Raw genomic sequence first — 13,145 nt, forward strand, 5'->3', positions numbered from 1 at the left:
TGCCCAGGCCCTGTGACGGGCCCCGTGCGCGGCTTCAGGAGGGCGTGCGGGCCGAGGAGGAAGGGCGGGACATGGCGGCCACGAAGGCCCGCTCGACGTCGGAGGCCGACAACACGCCGTAGACCTCTCCGCCCGGCTCCACGACCAGGTACTCGGTGGCGGGGGTGGCACGGAGGGTGTCGAGGAGCTCTTCGCCGGCGAGGTCGGCGGGGACGCGCATGCCGTCCTTGAGGTCCTGGGCGAGGGCGCTGACGGCGACCCAGGGGCGGCGGTGCTCGGGGACGCCGGCGATGGCGGCCTCGCGGACGAGGGCGGTGGGGCGGCCCTGGCCGTCGACGACGACGAGGGCCCGGGCGCCGGCCTCCCCGGCGCGGCGCAGGGCCTCGGAGAGGGGCGTGGCGGCCTCGACGGGAACGGCGCGGCGGGTGAGGACGCGGGCGCGGAGGCCGGGGAGGCGCTCGCGCAGGCGGGCCATGCGGAGGCTGTTGCCGGCGCCGGTCCAGATGATGGCGGCGAGGATCGCCGCGAGGAGGGCGTCGGTGAGGGAGTCGAGGCCGCCGAGGCTCGCGCCGGAACTGCCGAGGCCGCCGCCGGCGCGGGTGAGCAGGGGCAGGCCGATGAGGACGGCGACGGCGAGGGCGCGGCCGATCCAGGCGGCGGCGACGGTGCCGGTCATGGGCTTGCCGCTGATCTTCCAGACGACGGCGCGGAGCATGCGGCCGCCGTCCAGGGGGAGGCCGGGGAGCAGGTTGAAGGCGGCGACGAGCAGGTTGGAGACCATCAGGCCGGCGAGCAGGACGCCGGGGACGGTGCCGGGCTCGACGGCGAGCAGGCCGAGGTAGAAGACGCCGGCGAGGACGAGGGAGAGCAGGGGGCCGACGAAGGCGAGGACGAATTCGCGGCCGGGGGTCTCGGTCTCCTTCTCGATCTCGGAGACCCCGCCGAAGAACTGGAGCTGGATGCGGCGCACGGGGAGCTTGAAGCGGAGCGCGGCGACGGTGTGGGCGAGCTCGTGGACGAGGACCGAGGCGTAGAAGGCGACGGCGAAGAAGAGGGAGACGAGGTAGCGGGCGCGGCCGAGCTCGGGGAGCACGCGGTCGAGCTGGCCTCCGAAGACCCAGGTGATGAGGGCGGCGACGAGGAACCAGCTGGGGGCCACGTAGACGGGTACCCCGAAGGGGCGGCCCATGAGGATGCCGCCGCCGCTCTCGCGGCGGCGTTCGGGCGGGGGCTTGCCGGGCTCGTGCCGGTCACCGGCGTCCCCGCCGCCGGACCTGCTCTGCCCGCTGTTCTCCACGGTGTCCCCTCGTCCGATGCGGCCCTCGCTGGTGACCGGGTGCTGTTCCGATCATGCAGTGCGAAGGGGTCTGTGGTCGATGGTATGACGCCGGCTGTCGGTGGCGGGCCTTAGGGTTTTCTGTCATGGGTATGGACAGTGGGGCCCCCGCCGGGCAGGCCGGGGCGGAAGCGCGCCGCGGGCCTGCGGAGACGGGTACGGGAGCGGGACGGCCGAAGGCGCTCTCGCCGTCGCGGGCGGGCGATTTCATGCAGTGCCCGCTGCTGTACCGGTTCCGGGTGATCGACCGGCTGCCGGAGAAGCCGAGCGCCGCGGCCACCCGCGGCACGGTGGTGCACGCGGTGCTGGAGCGGCTCTTCGACGCTCCCGCGGCGGAGCGGACGACGGAGCGGGCCAGGGGGCTGGTGCCCGGCGAATGGGAGCGGTTGCTGGCCTCCCGCCCGGAGCTGGCCGAGCTGTTCCACGGTGAGGACGGCGCGCACGACCCGGAGCTGCTGGCGAAGTGGCTGGGCGAGGCGGAGCGGCTGGTCGAGCGCTGGTTCACGCTGGAGGACCCGACGCGGCTGGAGCCCGCGGAGCGCGAGCTGTACGTGGAGACGGCGCTGGAGTCGGGCCCGCTGCTGCGCGGTTTCATCGACCGGGTGGATGTGGCCCCGACGGGCGACGTGCGCATCGTGGACTACAAGACGGGCAAGGCCCCGCCCCCGCAGTTCCGTGACGGGGCGCTGTTCCAGATGACGTTCTACGCGCTGGTGCTGTGGAAGCTGAAGGGCCGGGTGCCGCGCCGGCTCCAGCTGGTCTACCTCGGCAGCGGGGACGTGCTCACGTACGACCCGGTGGAGGACGAGCTGCGGGCGGTCGAGCGCAAGCTGCGGGCCCTGTGGGACGCGATCGTGCTGGCCACGGAGACCGGTGAGTGGCGGCCCCGGCCGACGAAGCTGTGCGGCTGGTGCGACCACCAGGCGGTGTGCCCGGAGTTCGGCGGCACTCCCCCGCCGTATCCGCTGCCGGTCGTGGCGCAGCGCGACGGCCGGGTGCCCCCGCAGGGGACGGCTCAGGGCAGAATGGACGCGGTCTAACGAAGGAGTTCCTGTGGCGATCCGCGTCCTACTGGTCGACGACCAGCCGCTGCTGCGCACCGGCTTCCGGATGATTCTCGAAGCGGAACAGGACCTCGCGGTGGTGGGCGAGGCGGGGGACGGTCTGCAGGCGCTGGATCAGGTGCGGGCCCTGCAGCCGGATGTGGTCCTGATGGACATCCGGATGCCCCGGATGGACGGCGTCGAGGCGACGCGCCAGATCACCGGCCCGGACCGGAACGGCCCGGCGAAGGTGCTGGTGCTGACCACCTTCGACCTCGATGAGTACGTGGTGGAGGCGCTGCGCGCGGGGGCGAGCGGCTTCCTGCTGAAGGACGCGCCGGCCAATGAGCTGGTGCAGGCGATCCGGGTGGTGGCGGGCGGCGAGGCGATGCTGGCGCCGAGCATCACGCGCCGGCTGCTGGACAAGTACGCGGGCCACCTGCCGTCGGGCGAGGAGCCGCTGCCGGACACGCTGCACACGCTGACGGACCGCGAGGTCGAGGTGCTGAAGCTGGTGGCGCGCGGCCTGTCGAACGCGGAGATCGCGGCGGATCTGTTCGTCAGCGAGACCACGGTGAAGACGCACGTGGGGCACGTCCTGACGAAGCTCGGGCTGCGGGACCGCGTGCAGGCGGCGGTCTACGCGTACGAGAGCGGTCTGGTGCGGCCGGGCGCGCAGTAGCCGCCGGCCCAGGAAGCACGGAAAAGCACGGTGCCCTCCCCCGGACGTCCGGGGGAGGGCACGTGTGCGTGGTGAGCCGGTCAGCCCTTGGCGCTCTTGCTGATCTCCCAGAAACGGAAGACGGTCGAGGCGTCGAGGGTCCACTGGAGACCGGAGATGCGCTCGCTGGCCACGGCGTACTGCTTGCCCTGCCACAGCGGGAGCAGCGGTACGTCCTGGGCGACGGTGTTCTGCACCTTGGCGTAGTCGCTGACCGTGGAGGGCCGGCTGCCGTTGGCGGCGGTGGCCAGGATGCGGCTGGTGATCTCCTTGGACTCGTAGTTGTTGGAGACCACGTTGTCCTCGCCGAAGAAGGGCGCGGTGAAGTTGTCGGGGTCCGGGTAGTCGGGGACCCAGCCCTTCACGTAGACGCCGTACTTGCCGGCGGCGATGCCCTGCTCGTACTCCGCCAGCGGGACGGACTTCACGTCCGCCTCGAAGAGGCCGCTCTTGTTGAGCTGCCGGGCGATCTCCTGGAACTCCGGGACGGTGCCGGGGCCGTAGCGGACCGGGGTGGCCCACAGGGTGAGCTTGACCTTGTCCTTGATGCCGGCGGAGTTCAGGGCGGCGGAGGCCTTCTCGGGCTGCGGCCGGTCGCCGTAGGTGTCGTAGAACGAGGTCTTGTGACCGGTGATGCCGCTGGGGACGATCGAGTACAGCGGCTCGGCGGTGCGCTTGTAGACGTCGCGGACGAGGGCGCTGCGGTCGATCAGGTAGGCGATGGCCTTGCGGACGCCGACCTTGCCGACCACCGGGTCCTTGGTGTTGAACACCAGGTGCTGGACTTCGGCGCTGGTGCCCTCGACGACCTTGAGGTTGTGCTTGCCGGCCGCGGCGTCGAGGTCGGCGATGTCCTTCATGGCCAGACCACGGTAGGCGAGGTCGATGTCGCCCTTCTGGACGGCGTCCTTCAGCTCGGCCTGCTCGCCGTGGAAGAGCTTCATGGTGAGGCCGCTGTTCTGGACGACCGCACCGCCCTTGTAGTTCTTGTTGACGGAGAACTTGGCCTGCTTCTCGTCGTACGAGTCCAGCTTGTAGACGCCGGAGCCGACCGCCTTGCCGTCGGTGCGGAGCTTGTCCAGGGGGTATTCCTGGTGGTCCACGATCGAGCCGGCGCCGGAGGCGATCTTCTGCGGGAAGGTGGCGTCGGAGCGCTTGAGCTCGAAGACGACGTTCAGCTTGTCCGGCGTCCTGATGTTCTTGATCGAGGACAGCAGGGCCGAAGCGGGACCCTTCTTGTCGTTGATCTTCAGGGTGCGGTTGAAGGAGTAGGCGACGTCCTCGGAGGTGAGGTCGTGGCCGTTGCTGAACTTGAGCCCCTCCTTGAGGGTGCACTGGTAGACGGTGCTGCTCTCGTCCTTGAAGCTGCACTTGTCGGCAGCGTCCGGCTGAGGGATGGTGCTCCCCTTGGGGAAGCTCATCAGCGACTGGAAGACGTTGTTGAAGACCACCCACGAGCCCGGGTCGTAGCCGGATGCCGGGTCGGTGGAGACGACCTCGTCGGACATCCCCATGACCACCGACTCACCGGTGCCGCCCGCGTTGCCGTCTTCCGAACCGCACCCGGTGAGCAGGGCGGCGGCGAGCCCCGCGCCGAGCGGGGCGGCAAGCCACTGGTCACGTTTCCTCACGTGCACGTTCCTCACAGTTTCCTTGTTCGTCTCTGAACAAATTACGAACACGTCGCCGGCGGAGCCGGGGCGACGGGCTCAGGGGCCTCAGACGCCGCGGGCGAGTTCCCACGGCTGCATCTCCGAGGCGGAGTTGAGCGCCCACTCGGCACCGGTGACGTTCTCCCGGGCCGCCACGTACTGCTTGCCCTGCCACAGCGGCAGCACCGGCACCTCGTCGGCGACGATGTCCTGAGCCTGCTGGAAGTACTTGGCCGCCGCCTCGCGCTGCGCGGCCTCGCGGGAGTCGGGGATCAGCTCATTGCTGATCTTGCTGTTCCGGTACGGCGAGCGGAGGAAGTTGTCCTTGCCGACGAACGGGGCGACGAAGTTGTCAGGGTCCGGGAAGTCGGGGAACCAGCCCATGCCGTAGACGGAGTACTTGCCGGCGGCGGCCTCGGGGCGGAACTCGGACCACTCCTTGCCCTGGAGCTTGACGCTGAACAGCCCGCTGTCGTTCAGCTGCTTCTGCAGGGTCTTGAAGGACTTCTCGGTGGCCTCACCGTAGTGGTCGGTGGTGTAGGTGAGGGTGAGCGGCACGGGGGTGCTGACGTTGCCGGCGCGCAGGATGCCGCGGGCCTTCTCCGCGCTGGGGTCGCCGTACTTGTTGGAGAACGAGTTCTGGTGACCGGTGATGCCCATGGGCACCAGCGAGTACAGCGGGTCGTTGGTGCGGTCGTAGGAGTCGCGGGCCAGCGCCGGGCGGTCGACGACCTGGGCCATGGCCTGGCGGACGGCCTTGTTCTTCACCGCCGGGTCGTCGGTGTTGAAGGCGAGGTAGCTGATCTCCTGGCCGGGGGCCTCGAGCAGCTTGACGTCCTTGCTCGCCTCGCCGCGCAGGCGGCTGACCTGGTCCGGGGACAGGGTGCGGTTCATGATGTCGATGCCGCCCGACTTCAGGGCCTTCTCCATCGACCCGGCGTCGTCGTAGAAGCGCATCTCGACCTTGTCGTTCTGCGGCTCGACGGCGCCCTGGTAGCTCTTGTTGCGGTTGAGGACGGCCTTGACGACGCGGCCGTCCTTCTCCTCGGTCTGGAGCGTGTACGGGCCGGAGCCGACGACCTTGAAGCCGTTGTCGAGCTTGTTCTTGTCGTAGGACTCGGCGTCGACGATGGCGGCGGCGGGGGTGGCGATCTTCTGCGGGAAGGTCGCGTCGGGCGTCTTCAGCTGGAAGACGACCTCCAGCTCGCCCGGCGTCTCCACCCGGTCGATGTTGCTGAGCAGCGAGACCGGGCCGTTCTCGAAGTTGATGGCGCGGGCGCGGTCGATGGAGAACTTGACGTCCTCGGCGGTGAGCGCGTGCCCGTTCGAGAACTTCAGGCCGCTGCGCAGGGTGCAACGGAACTGCTCGTTCTTGCGGTCGCTCCAGGCGCACTTGGAGGCGGCGTCGGGGACCGGGTTGGTGCCGGAGCGGGGCAGCCGCAGCAGGGTCTGGAACGTGCTGTGGAGGACGTTCCAGGCGCCGATGTCGTACGCGGCGGCCGGATCGAACGGCGCGGGGGCGTCCGTCGTCTCCTCGAACCGGTCGGTGGTGCCGATGACGATGGCGCCGCCGCCCTTGCCGGCTCCGCCGCTCCCGCCACAGGCGACGAGCACGGGGGCCAGCAGGGCTGCCACGGTCGGCAGCACCAACGTCTTGCGGTTCATTGTGCGGGGTTCTCCCTGTGGTGCGATCGGTTCCCGGGACCCTACCGACGACCGGTGCGCGGGCCACGGGCAAGCCGTGAAGTTCTCGCGAAAAGATTAGTGCCGGGGGCCGGTGGCGCTGGAACACGGAGAAGTTGACGCGATATCACGCGGCGATAACAAGGGCGGCGCTTCGCGATATCCGGACGCCGGAACGATTCGCGCACTCGATCATCAATCGGGACACAAGGGTGCGCTTCTACCCGGGCGAAGGGCCCGTCGAGTGATCGGTCCCGCACGCTCCGCCGCCATGGGCGGTGACGAAGGTCACTCGGGCGGCTTCCGTGCGGCCGCGGGAATTAAGTCACCGCATTCGTCACGGAAAACACTCGTTCCGGCGCCCAGAGTTCCTTGAACTTTCCCCGTGGCACGCTCAGTACACGGGCCGGTGCATTCCCGTGATCAGGCCACGGAGAAAACCGAGATCCACTTCTTCGAGGGAGCCGACGACGGTCCGCCCGGCGGCGGGCGGGATGGGCGCCACTGACGGGACCGCGACCACCCGGCAGCCGGCCGCCTCCGCGGCCGTCACCCCGGTCAGGGTGTCCTCCACGACCGCGCACCGGCCGGGCTCCGCCCCGAGCCGGGCGGCCGCCAGCAGATACGGGTCGGGGTGCGGCTTGGTGCGCTCCATCTCGTCGCCCGCGACGGTCAGCGCGAAGTGCTCCGGGCCCAGGGACAGCAGCACGCGGTCGATGATCTCGCGGTGCGAGGCCGAGACCAGGGCGGTGGGGATCTTGTGGGCGGCGAGCTCGGCGAGCAGCCGCCGGGCGCCCGGCATCAGCGGCACGCCGCGCCCGATCATCTCGGAGAAGCGCGTGTTGAGCAGGACGGTGAGCTCCGTCAGGGCGATCTTCGCGCCCGTGGCCTGAATGAGGAAGGAGGCGCTGCGCGCCATCGGGCCGCCGACGACGACCTCGCGGTACTCCTCCAGCAGCTGGTGGCCCAGCTCGGCGAAGACGGCGACCTCCACTTCCCACCAGAAGCCCTCGGTGTCGACGAGGGTGCCGTCCATGTCGAGCAGGACCGCCTGCAGGGCTCCGCCCGCGGCCGTACGGGGCGGGGCGACGGTGATGCTGCTGGTCATCCGGGGCACACCTCCTGGGGGACGAGAAGGCCGGCTCGCGCGGCCCGCGGCGGGGCTGTGCGAACCGGCCTTCACCGGACCGACAAGTGTACGGCGGACGGTTGCGGACGTCTCTTCAATATCGGGGATTCGTCACTCAGACCTCGTCCTCAGGCCTCGTCCTCAGGGCCCTCGGGCTCCTCCTCGGCCGCCGGCTGCTCGTCCTTCGGCGACCGCTGCGGGCGCGTGCGCCCGCTGGTGGTGTCGCGCAGGTACGAGCCGTCGCCGGACTGCGGGTCGCGGCGGCGCAGATAGCGCTCGAACTCGCGAGCGATGGCCTCCCCGGACGCCTCCGGCAGGTCGGCCGTGTCGCGCGCCTCCTCCAGGGACTGCACGTACTCGGCGACCTCGCTGTCCTCGGCCGCCAGCTGGTCCACGCCCAGCTGCCAGGCCCGCGCGTCCTCCGGCAGCTCGCCGAGCGGGATGCGCAGGTCGATCAGGTCCTCCAGGCGGTTCAGGAGCGCCAGGGTGGCCTTCGGGTTCGGCGGCTGCGAGACGTAGTGCGGGACGGCGGCCCACAGGCTCACCGCCGGGACGCCGGCGTGGGTGCAGGCCTCCTGGAGGATGCCGACGATCCCGGTCGGGCCCTCGTAGCGGGACTCCTCCAGGTCCATGGTCCGCGCGAGGTCGGGGTCGGAGGTGACGCCGCTGACCGGGACGGGGCGGGTGTGCGGGGTGTCCCCGAGCAGCGAGCCCAGGACCACCACCAGCTCCACGCCGAGCTCGTGGGCGAAGCCCAGGATCTCGTTGCAGAACGAGCGCCAGCGCATGCTGGGCTCGATCCCGCGGACCAGCACGAGGTCGCGCGAGGAGCCCTTGCCGTCGCCGCCGGTGCGCACGACGGACAGCCTGGTCGTCGGCCACGTGACCTTGCGGACTCCGCCGTCGAGCCAGACGGTGGGGCGGTTGACCTGGAAGTCGTAGTAGTCCTCCGCGTCGAGCGCGCCGAAGACCTCGCCCTTCCACTCCCGGTCCAGGTGCGCGACCGCGCTGGAGGCGGCGTCCCCCGCGTCGTTCCAGCCCTCGAAGGCACAGATCATGACCGGGTCGATCAGCTCGGGAACCCCCTCAAGCTCGATCACCCAGCGCCTCCTTCCGACCGGGCCCCCTGCGGCGGCTCCGGTTGCTGTTCCCTGCGGATTCTTCTGCTGCTCTGTTGTGCGACCCCAAGACTACGACTTCCCTGCTGCCCGGTCGCAGCCCCTGTACGGGCTCTTCCTCAGCCCCTTGCCCCCCAGCCGTTCCGGTAGGCACGCCAGTCGTCCTCGGTGGCGGCGAAGTCCACGTAGAGCGCGAGCCCGAAGTGCGAGCGTGCGCGGTCCTCGCGGGACAGGCCGAGCCGTGCGCCGCGGACGGCCGCCGCGGCGGTCTCGGCGTGACCGTGGTGGCCCAGATCGTCCGTGTGGTAGAAGGGCAGGCCCATCAGCAGGTCGGTGCCGGCGGGCGTGACCTGGAGGGCGAGCTCCGTCTGCCGGGCGACGTAGCCGCCGTAGAGGCTCTCGACCGGCAGGGCCGTGTCGTAGGACATGACCGCGATCTGGTCGGTGCGCCGGGCGACTTGGGCAAAGTAGCGCTGCGTCCACCACTTGGGGCTGCCGGCCAGGCGGGCGGCGGCGTGCATCGCGGGCACCGGGTCGATCTGCTGGGCGGCGACCGACAGCACTCCCCCGGCGTCCCGCACGGCCGGGTGCAGGGCGTCGAGCAGGGCGAGGAAGTCGCGGTCACCGGTGCGGACGGGCTCGACGTCGAGATGGACGCCCTCGAAGCCGGCCCGCATGACCTGCCGCGCGCTCTCGACGACCGCGGCGCGGGCCCGCGCGTCGTCCAGGCGCAGGCCTCCCGAGCCCTCGCCGGGGCGCACCAGCTTGTCGCCCAGCCAGGCCTGGATGCGGATGCCGGGCAGTTCGCGGTGCAGGACGCCGATCATCCGGCGGGCGTCGGGATAGGCGGTGGCGGGCAGGGTGCCGTCGTGCTCCAGCGGGCCCGCGTGGATGTACAGGTCGCGCATGCCGGTGCCGGCGAGGTTGCGCTTGAGGGCGGCAATGTCCGCGGGCCCGCGCCGTCCGTCGAGCCACGCGTGGCCGAGCCAGACGGCGTCCCGGCCGCGGGTGACGGCGTCGGCGGCGGGCGTTCCGGCGTACGAGGCGCGCAGGGCGCTGCCCGCGGCGACGACGGGCACCAGCACCACCAGGACGAGGGCCAGGACGGCCCGTATCGCCGTCTTCCTGCCCGGGCGCCAGGCGCGCACCCTGGCCACCAGGCTCCGGCCGGCCTGCTTCTCCATCTCGTCCCCCTCGTTCTCCTGTTCTGTAGGGACGAGAAAAAGGGCAGGTCAGTTGCCCTGCGGCGGAAACGGACACGCCCCGGGGGCGGGACACACGCGGTGTCCCGCCCCCGGGGGTACGGCAGCTGCCGGTGGATCAGCCCTGGTCGGCCAGCATGTCCTTGACGCGGGCACGGACGTTCTCGTCGTCCAGGCCGCGGATGGTCAGGGTCGTGCGGCGACGCAGGACGTCGTCGACGGTCGCGGCCCACTCGTGGTCGCGGGCGTAGGCGACCTGGGCCCAGATCTCCGGGCCGTCGGGGTGGATGCGCTCGCCGAGCTCGGGGTTCTCGTTGGCCAGGCGCGCGATGTCGAAGGACAGCGAGCCGTAGTGGGTGGCGAGGTGGCGGGCGGTCAGCGGGTCCATGCGGGCGCCGGGCTCGCGGTCGACGAGCAGGCGGTGGGCGACCGCGTTGGGGTTGGCGACGCCGGGCAGCGGGGTGCGGCGCACGAGGCTGGAGATGGGCTCCATGTCCTCGGTCAGCGGGCTGCCGGGCACCTGGGCGAGCTTCTTCATGACCGTGCGGCCGATGTGACGGTAGGTCGTCCACTTGCCGCCGGCGACGGAGAGCATGCCGCCCTTGCCCTCGGAGACGACCGTCTCGCGCTTGGCCTGGGCGACGTCGCCCGGGCCGCCGGGCAGCACGCGCAGGCCGGCGAAGGCGTACGTCATGAGGTCGCGGTCGAGGTCCGCGTCCTGGATGGAGAACGCCGCCTCGTCGAGGATCTGCTGGATGTCCGCCTCGGTGGCGCGGACGTCCGCCGGGTCGCCCTCGTACTGGGTGTCGGTGGTGCCCAGCAGGAGCTGGTCCTCCCACGGCAGGGCGAAGGTGATGCGGTACTTGTCGATCGGGGTGGCCATGGCGGCCTTCCACGGCGACTTGCGCTTCATCACGATGTGCGCGCCCTTGGAGAGCCGGATCGACGGCGCGGCGCCCTTGTCTTCCAGCTTGCGCAGGTGGTCCACCCACGGGCCGGTGGCGTTGAGGACGACGCGCGCGTCGATGCCGAACTCGGTGCCGTCCAGGCGGTCCTTGAGCTCGGCGCCGGTGACCTTGCCGTGCGTGAAGCGCAGGCCGGTCACCTCGGCGTGGTTGAGCACCACGGCACCGGACTCGACGGCCGCGCGGACCGTCATGACGGCAACGCGGGAGTCGTTCATCTGGTGGTCGTAGTAGACCGCGACGGCCTTCAGGTTGTCCGTGCGCAGACCGGGGTTGTCGGCCTTGGCCTTGGCCGGCGAGATCACCTTGCCGACGCCGTCGCCGAAGGCGGACAGCGCCGAGTAGGCGAAGACACCGGCGCCGAGCTTGGCCGCGCCGACCGGGCCGCCCTTGTACACGGGCAGGTAGAAGGTGAGCGGGTTGACCAGGTGCGGGGCCACGTCCTTGGCCAGCACCCGGCGCTCGTGGTGGTTCTCCGCGACCAGCTTGACCGCGCCGGTCTGCAGGTAGCGCAGACCGCCGTGGACGAGCTTGGAGGAGGCGGAGGAGGTGGCGCCGGCGAAGTCGCCGGCGTCCACCATCGCGACCCGCAGGCCGGACTGCGCGGCGTGCCAGGCCACCGAGGTGCCCAGGATGCCGCCACCGATCACCAGGAGGTCGTACGTCGCCTTGGACAGCCGTTCCCGGGTCTCGGCTCGGCCCGGGTTGGCGCCGGCAGCCGGGTGCGTTCCCAGGGTCGGAACGCTCTGCGGGGTTGTCATGATTACTCCTCGTCCTCGATCCAGCCCATGGTCCGCTCGACGGCCTTGAGCCAGCTCTTGTACTCGCGGTCACGCGTGTCCGCGTCCATGCGGGGGGTCCACTCGGCGGCCCGGCGCCAGTTGGCGCGCAGGGCGTCGGTGTCCGGCCAGAAGCCGACGGCCAGGCCGGCGGCGTAGGCAGCGCCGAGGCAGGTCGTCTCGGCGACCATCGGGCGCACGACGGGTGCGTCCAGGAAGTCCGAGAGGGTCTGCATCAGCAAGTTGTTGGAGGTCATGCCGCCGTCGACCTTGAGTGCGGTCAGCTCGACGCCGGAGTCCTTGGTCATGGCGTCGGTGATCTCGCGGGTCTGCCAGGCGGTGGCCTCGAGCACGGCGCGGGCGATGTGCGCCTTGGTGACGTAGCGGGTCAGGCCCGCGATGACACCGCGCGCGTCGGAGCGCCAGTAGGGGGCGAACAGGCCGGAGAAGGCCGGCACGAAGTAGGCGCCGCCGTTGTCCTCGACGGAGCTGGCGAGCGTCTCGATCTCGGCGGCGCTCTTGATCAGGCCCATCTGGTCGCGCATCCACTGCACGAGGGAGCCGGTGACGGCGATGGAGCCTTCGAGGGCGTAGACGGGCTTCTGGTCGCCGATGCGGTAGCCGACGGTGGTCAGCAGGCCGTTGTACGACTGGACGGGCTCGTCACCGGTGTTCATCAGCATGAACGTGCCGGTGCCGTAGGTCGACTTGGCCTCGCCCTGGTCGAAGCAGGTCTGGCCGAAGAGGGCGGCCTGCTGGTCGCCGAGCGCGGAGGCGACGGGGACGCCGGCCAGGGCGCCGCCCTTGGCAGTGCCGTAGACCTCGGCGGAGGAGCGGATCTCCGGCAGCACGGCGGCCGGGATCTCCATGGAGGACAGGATGCGGTCGTCCCACTCCAGCTTGCGCAGGTTCATCAGCATGGTGCGGGAGGCGTTGGTGACGTCCGTGACGTGGACGCCGCCCTCGGCACCGCCGGTGAGGTTCCAGATGACCCAGGAGTCCATGGTGCCGAAGAGGATGTCGCCGGCCTCGGCGCGCTCGCGCAGGCCCTCGACGTTGTCCAGCAGCCAGCGGACCTTGGGGCCGGAGAAGTACGAGGCCAGCGGCAGGCCCGTCTCGCGGCGGAAACGGTCCTGGCCGACGTTGCGGCCGAGCTCCTTGCAGAGCGCGTCGGTGCGGGTGTCCTGCCAGACGATGGCGTTGTAGACCGGCTCGCCCGTGTTCTTGTCCCACATCAGCGTGGTCTCGCGCTGATTGGTGATGCCGATGGCCTTGACGTCGGCGGCGGTGATGCCCGCCTTCTCGACGGCGCCGGCGACGACCTCCTGGACGTTGGTCCAGATCTCCGTGGCGTCGTGCTCGACCCAGCCCGGCTTCGGGAAGATCTGCTCGTGCTCCTTCTGGTCGACGGAGACGATGCGGCCGTCGCGGTCGAAGACGATGCAGCGGGAGGAGGTGGTGCCCTGGTCGATCGCCGCGATGAACGGGCCCTGCATGTGCGCGTCGGTCATGGTGTG

Annotated in this window: 10 protein-coding genes; 2 read left to right on the forward strand and 8 right to left on the reverse strand. The window is 70.9% G+C overall.

From position 1 onward, the window contains the following. Positions 1–34: 34 nt before the first annotated feature. Positions 35–1,297 (reverse strand): site-2 protease family protein, encoded by a 1,263-nt coding sequence (locus PS271_RS04220; RefSeq protein ID WP_398380204.1) that lies wholly within the window; start codon positions 1,295–1,297, stop codon positions 35–37. A gap of 125 nt (positions 1,298–1,422) precedes the next feature. On the opposite strand from PS271_RS04220, the gene PS271_RS04225 reads away from it, so the two are divergent. Beyond that, positions 1,423–2,376 carry a RecB family exonuclease gene (locus PS271_RS04225; protein ID WP_398380206.1) on the forward strand — a complete coding sequence of 318 codons (954 nt, stop codon included), beginning with the start codon at positions 1,423–1,425 and terminating at the stop codon, positions 2,374–2,376. A 13-nt stretch (positions 2,377–2,389) separates the two neighbouring features. Further along, positions 2,390–3,061, forward strand: a complete 672-nt coding sequence (locus tag PS271_RS04230) for a response regulator (protein WP_030367627.1) — start codon at positions 2,390–2,392, stop codon at positions 3,059–3,061. Between the two features lie 80 nt (positions 3,062–3,141). On the opposite strand, the gene PS271_RS04235 is transcribed toward PS271_RS04230, so the two are convergent. The 7 genes from PS271_RS04235 to glpK all read right to left on the reverse strand — a co-directional run bounded on the left by PS271_RS04235 (position 3,142) and on the right by glpK (position 13,139). Further along, positions 3,142–4,731 (reverse strand): ABC transporter substrate-binding protein, encoded by a 1,590-nt coding sequence (locus PS271_RS04235; RefSeq protein WP_398380208.1) that lies wholly within the window; start codon positions 4,729–4,731, stop codon positions 3,142–3,144. Between the two features lie 87 nt (positions 4,732–4,818). Beyond that, the gene (locus PS271_RS04240; protein WP_398380209.1) at positions 4,819–6,417 is read right to left on the reverse strand and encodes an ABC transporter substrate-binding protein; all 1,599 of its coding nucleotides are present in this window, start codon (positions 6,415–6,417) and stop codon (positions 4,819–4,821) included. 412 nt (positions 6,418–6,829) lie between these two features. After that, on the reverse strand, positions 6,830–7,543 hold the full coding sequence (locus tag PS271_RS04245) for an HAD family hydrolase (protein WP_398380211.1): 714 nt from the start codon (positions 7,541–7,543) through the stop codon (positions 6,830–6,832). Positions 7,544–7,692: 149 nt separating this feature from the next. Then, on the reverse strand, positions 7,693–8,664 hold the full coding sequence (locus PS271_RS04250; protein WP_398380213.1) for a PAC2 family protein: 972 nt from the start codon (positions 8,662–8,664) through the stop codon (positions 7,693–7,695). Positions 8,665–8,801: 137 nt separating this feature from the next. Then, positions 8,802–9,866, reverse strand: coding sequence for a glycoside hydrolase family 18 protein (locus PS271_RS04255; RefSeq protein WP_398380215.1), 1,065 nt, complete (start codon positions 9,864–9,866; stop codon positions 8,802–8,804). A 136-nt stretch (positions 9,867–10,002) separates the two neighbouring features. After that, complete coding sequence (locus tag PS271_RS04260) at positions 10,003–11,610, reverse strand: glycerol-3-phosphate dehydrogenase/oxidase (protein WP_398380217.1); 1,608 nt, start codon at positions 11,608–11,610, stop codon at positions 10,003–10,005. A 2-nt stretch (positions 11,611–11,612) separates the two neighbouring features. Next, complete coding sequence (gene glpK, locus PS271_RS04265) at positions 11,613–13,139, reverse strand: glycerol kinase GlpK (RefSeq protein ID WP_398380219.1); 1,527 nt, start codon at positions 13,137–13,139, stop codon at positions 11,613–11,615. Positions 13,140–13,145: the final 6 nt, after the last annotated feature.

Source organism: Streptomyces sp. SCA2-17, assembly GCF_044336695.1.